Source organism: Flavobacterium shii (genome assembly GCF_025847235.1).
Taxonomy (GTDB): domain Bacteria; phylum Bacteroidota; class Bacteroidia; order Flavobacteriales; family Flavobacteriaceae; genus Flavobacterium; species Flavobacterium shii.
In genome coordinates, this window is the sequence record NZ_JAOZEW010000002.1 from 1 (window position 1) to 17,475 (window position 17,475).

Annotated in this window: 15 protein-coding genes; 13 read left to right on the forward strand and 2 right to left on the reverse strand. The window is 34.8% G+C overall.

Going from position 1 to position 17,475, the window contains the following annotated elements:
* Positions 1-138 precede the first annotated feature (138 nt).
* From OIU83_RS02075 to OIU83_RS02120, 10 genes are all read left to right on the forward strand, one after another.
* A complete protein-coding gene (locus OIU83_RS02075) occupies positions 139-546 on the forward strand; it encodes an HYC_CC_PP family protein (protein ID WP_264204625.1) in 408 nt (135 codons plus the stop codon).
* Between the two features lie 77 nt (positions 547-623).
* Entirely contained in the window at positions 624-2,009 is a 1,386-nt protein-coding gene (locus tag OIU83_RS02080) for a TolC family protein (protein WP_264204626.1), read from the forward strand.
* Positions 2,010-2,019: 10 nt separating this feature from the next.
* Complete coding sequence (locus OIU83_RS02085) at positions 2,020-5,169, forward strand: efflux RND transporter permease subunit (protein ID WP_264204627.1); 3,150 nt, start codon at positions 2,020-2,022, stop codon at positions 5,167-5,169.
* Positions 5,170-5,264: 95 nt separating this feature from the next.
* Entirely contained in the window at positions 5,265-6,353 is a 1,089-nt protein-coding gene (locus tag OIU83_RS02090) for an efflux RND transporter periplasmic adaptor subunit (protein WP_264204628.1), read from the forward strand.
* 5 nt (positions 6,354-6,358) lie between these two features.
* The gene (locus OIU83_RS02095; RefSeq protein WP_264204629.1) at positions 6,359-6,790 is read left to right on the forward strand and encodes a hypothetical protein; all 432 of its coding nucleotides are present in this window, start codon (positions 6,359-6,361) and stop codon (positions 6,788-6,790) included.
* Positions 6,791-7,377: 587 nt separating this feature from the next.
* Positions 7,378-7,725 carry a hypothetical protein gene (locus OIU83_RS02100; protein ID WP_264204630.1) on the forward strand — a complete coding sequence of 116 codons (348 nt, stop codon included), beginning with the start codon at positions 7,378-7,380 and terminating at the stop codon, positions 7,723-7,725.
* Positions 7,726-7,727: 2 nt separating this feature from the next.
* On the forward strand, positions 7,728-8,735 hold the full coding sequence (locus OIU83_RS02105) for an ATP-binding protein (protein WP_264204631.1): 1,008 nt from the start codon (positions 7,728-7,730) through the stop codon (positions 8,733-8,735).
* A gap of 177 nt (positions 8,736-8,912) precedes the next feature.
* Positions 8,913-9,740: an NAD(P)H-binding protein gene (locus OIU83_RS02110; protein WP_264204632.1), complete on the forward strand. Its 828-nt coding sequence runs from the start codon at positions 8,913-8,915 to the stop codon at positions 9,738-9,740.
* Between the two features lie 204 nt (positions 9,741-9,944).
* Positions 9,945-11,807, forward strand: coding sequence for an ABC-F family ATP-binding cassette domain-containing protein (locus OIU83_RS02115; RefSeq protein ID WP_264204633.1), 1,863 nt, complete (start codon positions 9,945-9,947; stop codon positions 11,805-11,807).
* A gap of 82 nt (positions 11,808-11,889) precedes the next feature.
* Complete coding sequence (locus tag OIU83_RS02120; protein ID WP_264204634.1) at positions 11,890-12,360, forward strand: FKBP-type peptidyl-prolyl cis-trans isomerase; 471 nt, start codon at positions 11,890-11,892, stop codon at positions 12,358-12,360.
* 114 nt (positions 12,361-12,474) lie between these two features.
* Here the strand turns inward: OIU83_RS02120 and OIU83_RS02125 are convergent, their stop codons facing one another.
* Positions 12,475-14,025, reverse strand: a complete 1,551-nt coding sequence (locus tag OIU83_RS02125) for an SDR family NAD(P)-dependent oxidoreductase (RefSeq protein ID WP_264204927.1) — start codon at positions 14,023-14,025, stop codon at positions 12,475-12,477.
* Positions 14,026-14,226: 201 nt separating this feature from the next.
* On the opposite strand from OIU83_RS02125, the gene OIU83_RS02130 reads away from it, so the two are divergent.
* The gene (locus tag OIU83_RS02130) at positions 14,227-15,018 is read left to right on the forward strand and encodes an O-methyltransferase (RefSeq protein WP_264204635.1); all 792 of its coding nucleotides are present in this window, start codon (positions 14,227-14,229) and stop codon (positions 15,016-15,018) included.
* 79 nt (positions 15,019-15,097) lie between these two features.
* Here OIU83_RS02130 and OIU83_RS02135 read toward each other — a convergent pair whose 3' ends face one another.
* Positions 15,098-15,751: a DUF6565 domain-containing protein gene (locus OIU83_RS02135; RefSeq protein ID WP_264204636.1), complete on the reverse strand. Its 654-nt coding sequence runs from the start codon at positions 15,749-15,751 to the stop codon at positions 15,098-15,100.
* 313 nt (positions 15,752-16,064) lie between these two features.
* Between OIU83_RS02135 and OIU83_RS02140 the strand changes: the two genes are divergently transcribed.
* Positions 16,065-16,757 (forward strand): ABC transporter ATP-binding protein, encoded by a 693-nt coding sequence (locus tag OIU83_RS02140; RefSeq protein ID WP_264204637.1) that lies wholly within the window; start codon positions 16,065-16,067, stop codon positions 16,755-16,757.
* Positions 16,758-16,837: 80 nt separating this feature from the next.
* Entirely contained in the window at positions 16,838-17,407 is a 570-nt protein-coding gene (locus OIU83_RS02145; RefSeq protein WP_264204638.1) for a cob(I)yrinic acid a,c-diamide adenosyltransferase, read from the forward strand.
* Positions 17,408-17,475 lie beyond the last annotated feature (68 nt).

Genomic DNA, 17,475 nt, shown 5'->3' on the forward strand with positions numbered 1-17,475 from the left:
TTGGAGAAAAACTTTGTGCCCCTTGCGTCCTTTGCGGTTAATCCCTTAATGGTAAAATAAAAATTGTAAATCTTACAAATATCTACCAAAATTATACAACAACGATTTGCAAGAAGATAGCAACCTTTGTTCCCTGATATGAAAAAAGCATTAATCTTATTCCTCTCCTTTTTTTACTTGGTATTGTCTTGTGGCTTTACCAAGAATACTCATATCTGCAAAGGAGTTCAACAGGAAACTTATTTTTTTGCACAAAACAAACAGGGGCAACCATGTACTAAATGTGCTTTTAAAGACAAAAAAATACGTAAGGATTGCTGCAAGCATGAAACCAAATTATTAAAAATAACAGAAAAGGCGCAAAAAGCAACTTCTGAGATTCCTCCTTTTAAATACCTAGGAGTTGCCTTGCCTTTTCATTTCTTTAAAGTTGTCTTTGGCTATGAACTTCCACAGGTAAAAACTTCTGGATTTTCATACGTCTTTACGACGATTCCTATTAGGAACACCCTACTCTACATTTATTATTGCGTATATCGTATTTGATTTTATTCAATTGATAAACTGTGCTATTCCCAAAGAAAAGCATGGGACTTCTATTGTTTAATTTTAAATATAAATGTATGAAAATGCAATTCTTTGCATTGGTATTCATCGGTTTTGCCTCTGGAAATCTTTTGGCGCAGACCGTAACTTTACCAAATGCTCTTGAACGTTCTGTTCAGAATTTTGAAAAAATAAAAGCCAAAGAAGCAATGGTACTTGCTTCGAGAGAAAATGTAATATACCAAAAAAGTCAATATTTGCCTGATTTCACATTGATGGCACAACAAAGTTATGGAACTATCAATGCTCAAAACGGACCTTTATATGGTTACGGAGGTTTGGGTGTTGCATCGACATCTATGCCTTTGCAGGAACAAAACTGGAATGCCGCTTTTGGCTCTCTTTACTTAGCAAACATCAATTGGAACCTATTTACTTTTGGCAAAATAAAAAGCCAGGTTGCTATTGCCAAAGCCGATGAAACTGTTGCTCAAAAAGACTTAGACCAATTAAAATTTCAACATCAGGTAAAAGTTGGCGCTGCTTACTTAAATCTCTTGGCTGCACAACGCGTAAAATTTGTACAGGATAAAAATCTAGAACGTGCCGAAGTTGTTGCTACAACTACCGAAAGCCGTTCTAATAGTGGCTTGATTCCAGAAGTAGATTTTTCTTTGGCGAAAGCCGAAGTTGCCAATGCTAAATCGGCAGTAATAAAAGCCAATGATTTAGAACTCGATTACTCCAAAGCACTGGCTGTTATGATGGGCGAAGAATATCGTAAGTATGAACTCGATAGCCTTTTTACCAGCAAAACTCCTATGCTACTTCTTGAATCTTCATTAGAAACTAGCAAACATCCTATTTTGGAATGGCAAAACAGTGCGGTTCAAAAAAGCGTGCAACAAGAAAAATTACAATCTGCACTTGGACTTCCTACTATTTCGTCATTTGGTGTAATACAAGGTCGCGGTTCAGGGTTCGATTGGAATTATGTACAAGACAATTCCGCCTTTTCTAAATCCTACTCAGATGGAGTTGGCATAGACCGTAGCAATTATCTTGTAGGTATTGGCATAAGTTGGAATCTGATGAATGTATATCGTCAGTCATCCAAAAAGAAAGAGCAAAAATTCATTACTCAATCCTTGCAAAAGGAATATGATTATATGAATCAAGAACTTGTGGCACAACAAAAATTGGCAGATGATAAATTAAAAAATGCATTTGAAAATTTTGAAGAAACCAAAACGCAAGTAAAAGCTGCTACAGAGGCTTATCAACAACATACTGCATTATACAATAACGGATTAACCACTATTGTAGACCTGACACAATCTTTCTATACGCTCAACAGAGCCGAAATAGACTATGAAATAGCACAAAACAACATCTGGCAAGCCTTATGGATTAAAGCTGCAGCCAAAGGTGACCTGACTATTTTATTAAACGCCATATACTAAAGCATAAATTATGAATTTAATACGTTTTGCCTTGCGCAAGCCCATCTCGATTATGGTGATGGTGCTAGGGCTTTTATTCTTCGGAATTAAAGCTACCAAAGATATAAAGGTAGATATTCTGCCAGATATGAATCTTCCAGTCGTGTATATTGCCCATTCCTTTAATGGCTATACACCTCAACAAATGGAAGGTTATTTTACGAAGATGTACGTAAACATGATGTTGTTTACAAGCGGAATCGAAAGCATCGAAACCAAGAATACACAAGGACTTACCTTAATGAAAATAAACTTTTATGAGGGTACAGATATGGGTCAGGCTATTGCCGAAATCAATGCCTTGTCAAACCGTTCACAGGTATTTTTGCCACCGGGAGCTCCGCCTCCATTCATCATAAGATTTGATGCATCGTCACAACCTGTTGGACAATTGGTTTTCAAGAGTAATTCAAAAACCAATAACGAGTTACAGGATATCGCCAACTTTACGGCTCGACCATTCTTGATTAAAATTCCGGGATTAACAACCGCACCACCCTTTGGCGGAAGCCCAAGAACAATCGAAATAAACATCGACCCGAATAAATTACGTACCCATCAATTAACTCCTGAGCAAATTGTAGAAGCTATTAGTCGCAATAATATTACCTCACCATCTGGTAATATATACATTGATGATATTAATTATTTAACGCCTACAAATAACACGATTAAAGAAGTTGCCGATTTTGGAAATATTCCGATTTTTAAAGGCGGAGTTGAGAATGTCTATATCCGCGATGTAGCAACTGTAAAAGATGGAGCCGATATTACAACAGGTTATGCTTTGATTAACGGAGCACGCTCTGTATACATTAATATTGCAAAATCGGGTAATGCATCGACTTGGGATGTGGTAAAAAATTTAAAGAAAGCCATCCCGATGATTCAGAACAATTTACCAGATGATGTTACTATTTCTTATGAGTTTGACCAATCAGTATATGTTATCAATGCCGTAAAAAGTTTGATACTCGAGGGTGTATTAGGCGCACTATTAACCGGATTAATGGTATTACTATTCTTGCGTGATAACAGAGCCGCTTTAATTGTGGTATTAACGATACCTATTTCGATTATTTCGGGGGTATTATTCCTGAAATTATTTGGGCAAAGTATCAATATTATGTCCTTATCAGGATTAGCTCTAGCCATAGGAATCTTGGTTGACGAAAGTACCGTTACTATCGAAAACATCCACCAACATCTTGCAATGGGCAAGACAAAAGCCAAAGCAATTCTAGACGCTTGTCGCGAAATTGCCTTCCCTAAATTATTGATACTACTTTGTATTTTGGCAGTATTTGCACCAGCATTTATGATGACAGGAATCCCTGGTTCATTATTCATGCCATTGGCACTTGCTATAGGATTCTCGATGATTTTGTCATTCATCCTATCACAAACCTTTGTTCCCGTAATGGCAAACTGGTTAATGAAAGCAAAAGAAGAAGGTCATGAACACAAAGAAGACAAATTTGATAGATTTAAAAATCGTTTTGTAACGTTCTTACAATCTATAATGGAAAAACGCAAAACCATATTAATTGCCAGTTTTGTCGTAGTTGCCTTAGGTATTTTTGTAATGTACAGTAATACAGGAAAAGATGTATTGCCAACTGTAAACTCAAGTCAGTTTCAGGTACGTATAAAAGCGCCCGAAGGAACTCGAATCGAAAAAACAGAACTAAAAATTAAACAGGTTTTACGCGAGCTAGAAACCGTAATTGGCAAAGACCACATTGCAATTTCTTCGGTATTTATCGGTCAGCATCCATCATCATTTGCGGTAAGCCCAATTTACCTATATAATGCAGGACCACACGAAGCATTGATGCAAATTGCATTAAAAGATTTTGACGGAAACACCAATGATTTAAAAGAAAAAATCCGTCATCATATGAAAACAAAAATGCCCGAATTGCATTTTTCTTTCGAACCAATAGAACTAACAGAAAAGATTCTTAGCCAAGGAACTAATACGCCAATCGAAGTTCGTTTTTCTGGAATGATGAAAAAAATGAACATCATGTACGCCAATAAATTACTGGCAAAACTAAAAGAAATCGATTATTTAAGAGACCAGCAAATTCCACAATCGTTAAGCTATCCAGCTTATGAAATTAATATCGACAGAATTAGAGCTGCACAATTAGGAATCGATGCGCAAGATATTGCTCGTTCATTAGTACCAATTACAGCATCTTCACGCTATACAAGCAAGAATATGTGGGTAGGCGGAATGATGGGAATTGCTTACGATGTACAAGTACAAACGCCGCAAAATATATTAAATAGCAAAGACGAATTACTTAATGTTCCGTTAGGAAAAAACTCCGACCGACCTGTTCTGGGCGATGTAGCTACCATTACACCAACAAAAGTTTTGGGCGAAAGTTACAATCTAGGAACAATGGGCTACACACCCGTTACGGCAAATATTCATAATACCGATTTAGGTCGTGCGCAAAAAGATGTACAAGCAGCGATTACATCATTGGGAGAATTACCAAAAGGAGTAAATATTCAAATCTCAGGGATGGTACCTGTCCTAGACGAAACCATGAGCAGCTTGGCATTAGGATTATTAATTGCCATTATGGTTATCTTCTTAATGTTGGCGGCTAATTACCAATCATTCAAAGTTTCGTTTGTAATCCTAACAACCGTTCCATTTGTAATCTTAGGTTCACTGTTATTAATGAAAGCAACAGGCTCAACATTAAACCTACAATCATACATGGGAATCATTATGTCCGTAGGAGTATCTATTGCCAATGCCGTATTATTAATAAGTAATGCCGAAACCTTACGTATGCAAAACGGAAATGCATTAACCTCAGCCATTCAAGCAGCATCACTTCGTATTCGTCCTATTATTATGACATCGCTGGCAATGATAGCAGGAATGCTACCTATGGCTATAGGACATGGCGAAGGTGGCGACCAAGTTGCACCACTAGGAAGAGCCGTAATAGGCGGATTAATCGCATCCTCATTTAGTGTATTGCTCCTTTTACCATTAGTATTTGTATGGATACAAGGCAAAGCATCGACACAATCCCCATCATTAGACCCTGAGGACGAAAACAGTACACATTATATAACATCAGAAAAATAAATTATCTACGTATGAAATCGCCATGATTCGAAATCATAAACAATAATGAAGAATGGCGATACCATATTCCAATAAAAAACAAATATTATCTACATATGAAACTAATCTATTATATCCTTATCGGAATTGTATTTGCATCCTGCAATTCAGAAACTAAAAAGGCCGAAAAAACAGACGCGATGCCAATGATGATGATGCCAAATTTTGAAACAATAGCCATCAAAAAAAGCAATCCGCTAGTACAATTAAAACTAGCTGGAGAGTTAGTTTCTGACCAAGAAACGGCTATTTATGCCAAAGTAAACAGTTATGTTAAGAAACTTCCTGTAGATATTGGCTCCGTAGTGACCAAAGGACAAGTTATCCTTGTACTCGAAGCGCCAGAAATTCAGGCACAATTAGCATCGGCAAAATCAAAATGGAAAGCACAAGAAGCAATATACATTGCTACAAAATCTAATTACGACCGAATGTTCAAAGCAAATGAAACAAAAGGTGCCATTGCCAAAGATGCTTTAGACCAGATTACAGCAAGAAAACTAGCCGACCAAGCACAACTAGAAGCTGCCAAATCAGCCTATCAGGAAATACAAATTATGAACGATTACTTAGTAATCCGAGCGCCATTTAGCGGAATCGTTGCCGAAAGAAACATCGACTTAGGCTCGTATGTTGGCCCAATGGGAAAAGGTTCCGACAAACCCTTATTAATACTTCAGGATAATAAGAAATTAAGAGTTTCCTTATCAGTTCCCGAGGCAAATACAGCCTTTTTAAACTCAGGCGATTCTATACACTTCAAGGTAAGTTCGATACCTCAGAAAAAGTATATGGCAAAAATATCTCGAAAATCAGGAGTGCTAGATTTCAAACTTCGTTCCGAACGTATCGAAGCCGATTTAATGAAAGTATATCCAGAGCTAAAACCCCTAATGATAGTCGAAGCAATGATACCGTTGCAAGCAAAAGAAGCAACATTTTTCATTCCAAAAACAGCCTTAGTCGAAAGTAATATCGGCATGTATGTAATTCGCATCGAAAACGGAATGACCAAAAACATTCCCGTTTCAAAAGGACGACCATTAATGGATAAAATCGAAGTATTTGGCGAATTAAACGAAGACGATAACATACTCCTAAAAGCCACCGAAGAAATAGTAGAAGGAACAAAAATCAAAAAATAAAAACAATGAAAATATATAGCAAATACCTAATTATAGCCGCAATTGCAGCAGTATTAATTTCTTGCAAAGACAAAGAAGTCAAAGAACAAATCGCAGTACAAACACCGCAAGAAATACCAGTACAACAAGATATTCCTAACATAGCAAAACATGTTCCTACCGATGAGGTATGTATGGTCAATGACAAACACATGGCAAAAAAGCAAATGGAAGTTCCCTTTGATGGAAAAATGTACTACGGATGTTGTGCAATGTGCGTAGAACGCATCCCAAGCGACGAAAGCGTTCGTAAAGCAACAGACCCATTTACAGGAGAAAAAATCGATAAAGCCTCGGCATATATCGTATCATTAAACGAAGAAGGAAATGTCGCCTATTTTGCCTCCGAAGAAAACTTCCAGAAGTTTATGAAAGATAATCAACAGGCAACAAAATAACCTAGAGATTTATAAATAAAACCTCAAATCAAAAATCCACTTTACTAACAATAAAGTGGATTTTTCTGTTTTAAAATACCTCTTAAACATTTTTTTATCCATAATTTATATCAATACGTCTCGATTGTACACAACATAATAGATTTTCAAGGTTCGCTAAAAATGTTTTATATCGATATAGATATCTGCTTAGATACTTTCGATTAATTTAATTCTTAATATAGAGCATTATATTTAATGTAATTCCCATATTTAAAATCAGTCAATAAATAACTAAAAATCAAACAAATACACGTTTTGCTTTTTATTTATTAATAATTTTAATCTAAATTTTATTCATATTTTTCATCGATATCGTAAAAAACCTACATTAAAACACTACTTTTATATAAATAACTCAACATCTGCTTGACATAAATTTCAATACAATTTCAATATTAAAAAACTTCTGCCAAAGTATACAAACGATATATTAAAACAAAATAAGAAAAATCTTAAGCAAACATTTTTGACTTAGCATCATCTATTTAAAACATAAAAATTTAAATGTATATTTGTCTGTCCACCACTCCTATACCCTCCAAAATATGAATGATTTAAACAAAACATACACTATTAATCTCAGTTTTGAGGAAATAAAACTCCCTCCATTTCAAGATATCCTTGTTCTTGCAAAGAATTCTATCCAAGGTAAGATTGGTCTTTCAAAATCATTTGAATTATTAGTTCCAAATGGCTTCGAAACAATCGATGTTGGTAATAAAAATATAGAAACCGTTTTTGTCAATAAAAATATACTCGCCAAAATAGAAAAAGAAAAAGTAATACAAATTTTAGAAAAAAATGTCTTCCCATTTATATCCGAAGGCGAGCTTATAAGTGTAGATTTCAAAATAAATATTTCAGTAAAAAATATAGTTCTTAAGGATTTTTAACTATGAGTATAACACCATTTGTAAATTATGATTATGTAACGTTAGATGCCTATGCAGGTGTCGTAACTGCAAGACGTAGCGACTCTATAGAAAAAGGGATTGTTGTAATGGAAGAAAATGAAGCCATAGGTATCCTTACCTCTTCTGATTTGGCAAAAAAACAACATTCTATCATTATAGATTGCCTCACAAAGAAACCTATTGTTGGTAAAACTGATAAAATCGCCGATGTTCTTAATCTTATGGACAGTAGCGGACAAAATGTACTGATGGTGTATGATAAAGAAACCTTTGTGGGTACTATTTCTCAAAATGACATCATATATCATTTGCACTCCAGCCTCAGTATACAAAAACAAACCATGCAATGGGCAGCACATGATCTAAAAAATCCAATCGCTTCCATAAGAATGATTAGCGATATGCTTCAAAGCAACCTTAAACTCATAGAGAATAAACAATTAGTCGATTATCTAAACCAAAGCTGTGATTTTGCTCTAAAAATCATCGAAGACGTCTTAACTACCGAACAAGTTATAGAAGAAGAAGCGAATTATACCAATGAAGATTTTGATGCCCTGATCGAGAAATGTATTACCTATTTTTCTAAGGAACTCGAGAAAAAACAAATCATATTATCAAAGGATCTTAATTTCGGTAAATCTATTAAACTGGACCGCCAAAAATTTGAAAGAGCTATTCATAATTTATTATCGAATAGTCTTAAATTCACTCATGAAAATGGTTGTATCAATATCGCTACTTCTATGCATGATAATAGGCTAAAACTGGTTGTAAAAGATAATGGAATTGGTATACCAAAAAATTTACAAGATCATATTTTCGACAAGTTTACCCAAGCCAAACGAATGGGAACTGGTGGCGAACAAACTACCGGGCTTGGTATGTATCTTACCAAACAAATTGTAGAACTACATGGAGGAACTATAGAAATGGAAAGTGATGGCGAATCTGGAACCTCCTTCTTGATTTTTCTAAATTTATCTTAAGCCCATATATACTTTAACGTAGCAACCGGAAAATCTAAGTTCTTTTATAGCGTATTTGAAACTTATCTCAACGAACTATAACAAGGGTCCCTTTCAAACAAATCTTAATTCTTTTGAGACAAATGATTTAGCCCTAATACAATCACTTTTGTATCAATATTCACTTAAAAAATTGATATGGACAAAAAGAAAATTTTAGTGCTTGGTGCAAACGGAAAAACAGGCCACAGAGTAGTCGAAAGATTAAGAAAAGTAACAGATGTAGAAGTTCGATTAGGTTCCCGAACTGAAAAAATACCCTTCGATTGGGAAAACCCTCAATCTTGGTTGGCCGTTATTAAAGATATAGACACTGTTTATATTACTTTTCAGCCTGATCTGGCCGTTCCCTCAGCAGAAGATACAATCAGGAGATTTACCAAATTTGCAGTACAAAATGGCGTACAAAAAATGATTTTATTATCTGGCAGAGGCGAAAAAGAAGCTCAAATTTGTGAAGAAATTGTAAAAGCTACTGCCAAACATTGGACAATTGTAAGAGCAAGTTGGTTTAACCAAAACTTTAGTGAAAGTTTCTTTCTAGAACCCGTTCTCTCAGGAATTGTAGCCTTACCAAGAGCCGAAACACTAGAACCATTTACAGATGCAGACGACATTGCCGATGTTGTAGTCGAATCACTTTTACACGATACACACAACGGACAAACCTATGAGCTCACAGGACCACAACTACTAACATTTAAGCAGGCTGTCGTTGAAATTGCCAAAGCAACAAACAGAGACATTACTTTTCAAGCGTTGACTTTAGAACAATACAATCAAATGTTGCAAGAATATCAATTACCCGAAGATTACATCTGGTTAGTAAATTATCTTTTTGAGCAAGTACTCGACGGAAGAAATTCTAATATTACTAATGATATTGAAAAAGTTCTTGGTAGAAAACCAAAATATTTTACTACCTATGCACTCGAAATTGCCAAAACTGGAATTTGGAATATCTAATTTTAAGGCTACAAATTACTCTTTAAAGAAAACAAAATGTTGAAATTCTAATAAAAAAGATAGTTGTAAAGCTATCTTTTTTTGTTTGCTTCAAAAAGCTATCTTTGCACCGTCGTTTTTGACTCCTATTTAAAATTAGAGACTCAATTAGAGACCTCTCAATTTTAACAAACAAAAAAGCTTGAATTAAAGCACTAGAACACCATGAATTACTTATCTGTAGAAAATATATCCAAGTCATTTGGCGAAAGAACCTTATTTGACAACATTTCTTTTGGAATCAATAAGGATCAAAAAATTGCTTTCATTGCCAAAAATGGCTCTGGAAAAACAACTATTATGAGTATTATCAATGGTTTGGAAGAACCAGATACAGGTCAGGTAGTTTTAAGAAAAGGAATCAAAATGGCTTTTCTTTCGCAAAACAATAATTTACAAGAGGAACTTACTATCGAAGAAAGCATATTTGCTTCGGATAATGAAACCCTAAAAGTTATTGAAGCTTATGAAAAAGCATTAGAAAATCCAGAAGACGAGGAAGCATATCAAAAAGCTTTTGACGGAATGGATCAACATAATGCTTGGGATTTCGAAACGCAATACAAACAAATTCTGTTTAAACTAAAACTAGAGAACTTTAAACTTAAAGTAAAAAGTCTTTCTGGAGGGCAAAAAAAACGTTTATCATTAGCCATTATCCTTATCAATCGTCCTGATTTATTAATTCTGGATGAGCCTACCAATCACTTAGATCTTGAAATGATCGAATGGTTGGAGAGTTATTTTGCTAAAGAAAACATTACCTTATTTATGGTTACACACGACCGTTTCTTCCTAGAGCGCGTTTGTAATGAAATCATAGAATTAGACAACGGAAAATTATACCAATACAAAGGAAATTATTCTTATTACTTAGAGAAAAAAGAAGAACGAATTGCTTCTGAAAACTCAAGTGTAGATAAAGCCCAAAACTTATTTGTAAAAGAATTAGAATGGATGCGTCGCCAACCAAAAGCGAGAACGACAAAATCTAAATCTCGTCAGGATGACTTTTATGATATTAAAGAAAAAGCACAAAGTCGTCGTCGCGAAAATAAAGTCGAGCTTGAAATTAATATGGAACGCATGGGAAGCAAGATTATCGAGCTTCACAAAATTTCTAAAAAATTCAAGGATCACGTTATTTTAGATAATTTTAGTTTTGATTTCCAACGTGGTGAACGTATCGGAATCATCGGTAAAAACGGAACTGGAAAATCAACTTTCCTTAATTTATTAACAGGAACGCTTCCGCTAGATTCTGGAAAAGTTGTTGTTGGTGAAACAATCAAAATAGGATATTATACCCAAAGCGGAATCAACCCAAAACCGGGACAGCGTGTAATCGATGTTATCAAGGAATACGGAGAATATATCCCGTTGATGAAAGGAAAAATCATTTCGGCTTCACAGTTATTGGAGCGTTTCCTTTTTGATGCCAAAAAACAATACGATTTTGTAGATAGACTAAGTGGAGGAGAATTAAAACGTTTGTATTTATGTACCGTTTTAATTCAGAATCCTAACTTCCTTATTCTGGATGAGCCTACAAACGATTTAGATATCGTAACATTAAACGTTCTTGAGAGTTTCCTTTTGGATTATCCTGGATGTTTATTGGTAGTTTCTCACGATAGATACTTTATGGATAAAATTGTAGATCACTTGTTCATATTTAGAGGACAAGGTGTTGTTGAAGATTTCCCAGGAAATTATTCCGATTTTAGAGCGTATGAAGATAGTAGTGATGTAGCTCAAAAAGAAGAAAACAAAGCCGAAAAGAAAGATTGGAAACAAAACAATCCAACTGGAAACTTAACTTTCAATGAGCAAAAAGAATATCAAAAACTAGAAAGAGAAATTAAAGATTTAGAGATTGATAAAACTAAAATTGAGCAATTATTCTCTGACGGAAAAGTAGCCGATGCCGATATTGAGAAAAAAGCCAATGAGTTACAAAATATCATTAACAAAATAGATCAAAAAGAAGAACGTTGGTTTGAGCTTTCTGCTAAGATTGAAGGGTAATCCCCCTAACCCCCAAAGGGAGAATAAAAACAAAAACTTATATTATAGATAAAAAACATAGCTAAAATAAAAAACACCATACATGAAACACCTTATACCTGCACTATTAGCCTTAACACTTTTTATTTCTTGTGCCAAAAACAAAAAAGCAGAAAACACTGATTCTCCTGTTGACAATATTGCCAAAAACGAGCAACAAATCAAAGATTATGTAGCCAAAAATAAATTGGACGCACATAGAACTGAATCTGGTTTATATTATGTAATTAACGAGCCTGGAACTGGAGTGCAACCAACTACAAGCTCTAACGTAACTGTAGCCTACAAAGGTTCTTTTACTGACGGGAAAGTATTTGACGAAAGTAGCGCTGGAATTTCTTTTGGCTTAGACCAAGTTATAAAAGGATGGACAGAAGGCATTCCTTATTTTAAAACAGGAGGCACTGGTATTCTTTTAGTTCCTGCTCATTTAGGATATGGAGACAATGATTATAGTTCTATTCCTGGAGGTTCGGTACTTATTTTTGATATTAAATTAATTTCCGTAAACTAAATTTCTTCTTTACTGTTTTAAATAACAAAAGCCGCAACAAAATTTAATTCTGTTGTGGCTTTTATTATTATGAGGTAAAAAAACTGAGACTGTGACCGAGACTAAAAATTAATTCTACCAAGGAATCGGATTATAGTCTTTTAAGAATTTACCACACCAATGCTTTCCAGTATTTATTCCGTCAAATAAAGGATCCATTACACGTGCAGCACCATCAACAATATCAAGCGGTGGCTGAAAATCTTCTAGTTCTTGTTTCTTTTTGGCTAATTCGGCAGGATCTTCATCGGTTACCCAACCCGTATCAACAGCATTCATAAAAATTCCATGTTTTGCCAACGTTCCCGATGAGGTATGCGTTAACATATTCAAAGCAGCTTTTGCCATATTAGTATGCGGGTGACGGTCTTCTTTAAAAAAGCGATGAAACTTCCCTTCCATAGCCGAAACGTTTATAATATGTTTTTGTCCCGTATTATCTTTCTTCATTACTTCCGAAAGGCGATTGCATAAAACAAAAGGCGCAACCGAGTTTACTAATTGAACTTCAATCATCTCAGTCGTTTCTATTTGCCCCAATCGTAAACGCCAGCTATTTGTTTTACGTAAATCAACCTGTTGTAAATCGGCATCGAGTTCTCCTTCCGGAAAAACCTCATTTGCTACAAGCGCATTATCAAAAGAATAAGGAATCTGAGATAATTTGGCCGAAGCACGCAAACCAATTCCTGGTTCAGGTCCGTGCCAAGTTACTGGCATATTTTGATTAGAAGAAGCTCCTGAAGTCAATACCTTTAATTCATCCAAGCAATTCGTGTGATCCAATAATAATTCTTGTGCTTGTTTAGGCAAAGAACTTATTGCAAGCTCTTCATTTTCCATTAAATGGGTATAGAATCCAGCCGGACGTCTCACTGTTTGCGCAGCATTATTGATAAGAATATCCAATCGCTCGTACTTTTGCTCAATAAAATTACAGAAAATTTCCACACTCGGAATATGACGTAAATCCAATCCGTGAATTTTTAAGCGATGTCCCCATTCCATAAAATCTTCTTCTTTAGAAAATCGCAGTGCCGAATCTACAGGAAAACGAGTTGTTGCAATAACGGTTGCTCCGCCACGCAAAAGCATCAATGTAATATGATACCCAATTTTTAAACGAGAACCTGTAATAACAGCAACTTGTCCCTTTACATCTGCCGTTTGGAAACGTTTGGCATAATTAAAATCGCCACAATCAGTACACATTGTGTCATAAAAGTGATGCATCTTGGTGAACCCAGTTTTACATACATAACAATTTCTAGGCGTTTCCAGTTCCAATTGTTCCTTATAAGCAAGGTCATTATAAGCTAATAATTTTGGTGCAACAAATATACTTGCTTCACGAGCATGACGGATTCCGGTTTCTTTACGAGCCGTTTTATCCTTCTTTTCCTTTTTACGTTTAGCAGCTTCCTTCCCATCCTTAACTCGTCTGGAAAATTCACCTCTGTCAGGTCTGGAAAACATCCCAGCTTCTTTAAGCAAAGCAATTCTTTGTTCTTTGGGAATCTCAAATATCTGATCCGTATCGGTATTTAATTGTGCCAAAACAGCAATGCATCGGTCTATTTCTTCCGAAGTTATCGTATTCTTAATCTCTATTTCTTCCTTCGTCATCATAAAATGCGTATTACTATTAGCTCAAATTTAAAGCCCGCAAATATACTCATTTTATAGTCTGAAAGTCCAAAGTCATAAAGTCATAAAGTCTTTACCTTTCGACTTTAAAACTTTTGATCTTCGCCTTTCCCTCTTTGACTTTCGACCTTTGACTTTATGACTTTTTTGTATCTTCGCGCCTACTTTGCACAACTTACTATGTTATTTCAAATAAAATCGTACCTCAAATTCCTTTGGAACTCCAAAAACGAACACGCTGTGCATTCGCCTTTTGTGTTTAATTTACTAACTAAATGTTTCTACGATAAAAAACCAAAACCAGAATATTCGATCCTTACAAATTATCGAAAATCATTGCTAGAAAATAAGAATTTTATTGAAGTAACTGATTTTGGTGCAGGATCCAGAGTTTTTAAAAGCAATACTAGACAAATCTCTAAGATTGCCAAAACAGCCGGTATTTCTCCTAAAAGAGCCGAATTACTTTTCCGAATTACAGCTTATTTTAAACCTGACAGCATTCTGGAAATAGGAACTTCACTAGGATTGGCTACTTCTGCCCTAGCCTTAGGATCCCAAAACTACGGAACAAAAACAAAAGTTACAACTCTCGAAGGCTGCTTCGCAACTGCATCGGCTGCCAAAAGTGCATTGCAAGAATTTAATTGTGATAATGTAGAATCGGTTGTAACAGAATTTGAGGGTTATCTGAGCAATTATCAATTATCAACTACTAATTATCAATTAGTTTATTTTGATGGAAATCATTCTAAAAAAGCAACTTTAGATTATTTTGAGTTTTTACTTCCAACAATTTCCAATGATACTGTTTGGATTTTCGACGATATACATTGGTCACCAGAAATGGAAGAAGCCTGGGAAATGATAAAAAAACATCCCAAGGTAAAAGTTACTATTGATACATACCAATGGGGATTGGTATTTTTTAGATACGAACAAGAAAAAGAACATTTTATAATTAGAGCATAAAAAAATGGCAGCCATTTCTGACTGCCATTTCGCTCAAAATTCAAAATTCAACCTAATTCTAAAATAAATACTCAATTAACTATTTTTTTGCTTCAGCAGTCTCTTCGGATTTTGCTCCCATTCTGTTTAAAGTAAACATTGGTGCAAATTTCAGTTTTAACTTAGCAATTTTTTTATTATCCGAAGCCGTAAGACCTTCTTTTTCAACTGTATTTTTACGACTATCAAGTGCTTCGTACATAATTTTTATTTCATCCCAATCTTCTCTGGAATAACTGTCTTTATTTTTTTCGACAGTATCTACAAACTGTTGGTAAACACCAAGAATGTTTTTTGTATTAACCCATACAAAACTCATATCATTATTTGTTATTTTTCCATCTCCAAATAAAGCATTTGCTAATTTTTGTTTTTGATTTGGAGCATTAAGCAATTCCATTTCAGCTTTAAAAGCTTCATATTTTGCTTTACTTGCTTCTATTTTTTCTTGATCTTTCGCGTTCTCTTTTATATCAGCCAAAGCCATTTCTGCTTTCTCAGCTTTAGCTTTGTACTTATCTTCAATTGCATTCCAATTCGCTTTTACGTTATCAGCAGTTACATTTTTTATTGAATCTACATATACAACATAAGTATCAATAGTTTTTTCTGCTTGTGCAGCTTTTTCATCTTTACAAGAGGTAAATCCCATCGCAACAAATGCTATTCCGAACAATAATTGTGTATTTTTCATAATCTCTATTTGTTAATGTTATTTGTCAAATATAGCTATTTTTTCATACAAAACTAAACAATTATCAATAAATAACGTTTTTTATTGAATTAAAATTATTAAAAACTAAAAAATATGACAATTATATAAAATTAAAAAGTAATTATATAAAAGATTTTACTTCGTTGTGGTCTGAGTGTAAAAAACTGGTATAAATTCATCTGTCATCGCCAGCAATTGTAACAAAAATGTATTTTGAACTACTTATCATTAATTCAAAAGTGTTTTGTACTTTTAAAATCTAAAAATTGCAAATAAACAATCATAAACTCCAATGGCAAATCCATTAATTAAAATAACTAATATTAAACGAAATTTTGTCCTTGGAAACGAAATTGTTTATGTTTTAAAAGGAATTGATTTAGAAATAAATAAAGGAGAATATGTAGCTTTAATGGGACCATCGGGTTCTGGAAAATCGACATTAATGAACCTACTGGGATGTCTGGACACACCTACTTCTGGAAGCTATATCCTTAACGGAAAAGATGTTAGCCAAATGAAGGATGATGAACTGGCTGGGATTCGTAATAAAGAAATTGGTTTTGTTTTCCAGACTTTTAATCTTTTACCAAGAACTACTGCACTAGATAATGTGGCTTTGCCAATGATTTATGCAGGTCACTCAAAATCGGAACGAATTGTTCGCGCAACCGAAGTATTGAAACAGGTAAATCTTGATGATAGAATGGATCATCAGCCCAACCAACTCTCGGGTGGACAACGCCAGCGTGTAGCTATTGCAAGGGCATTAGTAAATAAACCTTCGATTATCCTTGCCGATGAACCTACCGGAAATTTAGATAGTAAAACCTCTGTAGAAATCATGAAGCTTTTTGGAGACATCCATGCCAATGGCAATACTGTAATTTTGGTAACACACGAAGAGGATATTGCCGCCTATGCACACCGAGTAATTCGTTTGCGCGACGGCGTTATCGAAAGCGACACTACTACTAAAAAATAATTGTAGATTTCTATTTTAGATTGTAGATTACACGTACTCTATAGATCTAAAATCATACTCTAAAATCTAAAATCACAACAATGAAAGTATATACAAAAACAGGAGACAAGGGAACTACTGCGCTTTTTGGCGGTACTCGCGTTCCCAAAGACCATATTCGTATTGACAGTTATGGAACCGTCGATGAATTGAACTCTTATATAGGTCTCATACGCGATCAGGAAATGGATGCGCATTATAAGAGTATTTTAATCGAAATTCAGGATCGTTTATTTACTGTAGGAGCAATTCTTGCCACTCCGGTAGAAAAAGAAGTACTTAAAAACGGAGAATTACGCCTTAAAAATCTCGGTATCGTACCATCTGATATCGAATTACTTGAAAATCAAATCGATGCCATGGAAGAAACGCTTCCGCAAATGACGCACTTTGTATTACCTGGCGGGCACCAAACCGTGTCATATTGTCACATTGCACGCTGTGTTTGTCGTCGTGCCGAACGATTGGCAGTACATTTAAGCCATAATGAGACTGTTCCCGAAATAGCAATACAGTACTTAAACCGACTTTCTGACTACCTTTTTGTCTTGGCACGAAAGTTGTCTTCAGACCTAAAAGCGGAAGAAGTTAAATGGATTCCGAGAAAGTAAATCAGTTACAGTTTTAAGTATTCACTTTGTAAACTGCCACTGAAAAATGAAAACTATTAGAAACGTTC

Coding starts and splice junctions, on each gene's coding strand:
- OIU83_RS02130 (WP_264204635.1), top strand. CDS start 14,227: ATGTTATTTCAAATAAAATCGTACCTCAAATTCCTTTGGAACTCCAAA.
- OIU83_RS02145 (WP_264204638.1), top strand. CDS start 16,838: ATGAAAGTATATACAAAAACAGGAGACAAGGGAACTACTGCGCTTTTT.
- OIU83_RS02135 (WP_264204636.1), bottom strand. CDS start 15,751: ATGAAAAATACACAATTATTGTTCGGAATAGCATTTGTTGCGATGGGA.
- OIU83_RS02095 (WP_264204629.1), top strand. CDS start 6,359: ATGAAAATATATAGCAAATACCTAATTATAGCCGCAATTGCAGCAGTA.
- OIU83_RS02100 (WP_264204630.1), top strand. CDS start 7,378: ATGAATGATTTAAACAAAACATACACTATTAATCTCAGTTTTGAGGAA.
- OIU83_RS02090 (WP_264204628.1), top strand. CDS start 5,265: ATGAAACTAATCTATTATATCCTTATCGGAATTGTATTTGCATCCTGC.
- OIU83_RS02140 (WP_264204637.1), top strand. CDS start 16,065: ATGGCAAATCCATTAATTAAAATAACTAATATTAAACGAAATTTTGTC.
- OIU83_RS02105 (WP_264204631.1), top strand. CDS start 7,728: ATGAGTATAACACCATTTGTAAATTATGATTATGTAACGTTAGATGCC.
- OIU83_RS02085 (WP_264204627.1), top strand. CDS start 2,020: ATGAATTTAATACGTTTTGCCTTGCGCAAGCCCATCTCGATTATGGTG.
- OIU83_RS02080 (WP_264204626.1), top strand. CDS start 624: ATGAAAATGCAATTCTTTGCATTGGTATTCATCGGTTTTGCCTCTGGA.
- OIU83_RS02120 (WP_264204634.1), top strand. CDS start 11,890: ATGAAACACCTTATACCTGCACTATTAGCCTTAACACTTTTTATTTCT.
- OIU83_RS02075 (WP_264204625.1), top strand. CDS start 139: ATGAAAAAAGCATTAATCTTATTCCTCTCCTTTTTTTACTTGGTATTG.
- OIU83_RS02115 (WP_264204633.1), top strand. CDS start 9,945: ATGAATTACTTATCTGTAGAAAATATATCCAAGTCATTTGGCGAAAGA.
- OIU83_RS02125 (WP_264204927.1), bottom strand. CDS start 14,025: ATGACGAAGGAAGAAATAGAGATTAAGAATACGATAACTTCGGAAGAA.
- OIU83_RS02110 (WP_264204632.1), top strand. CDS start 8,913: ATGGACAAAAAGAAAATTTTAGTGCTTGGTGCAAACGGAAAAACAGGC.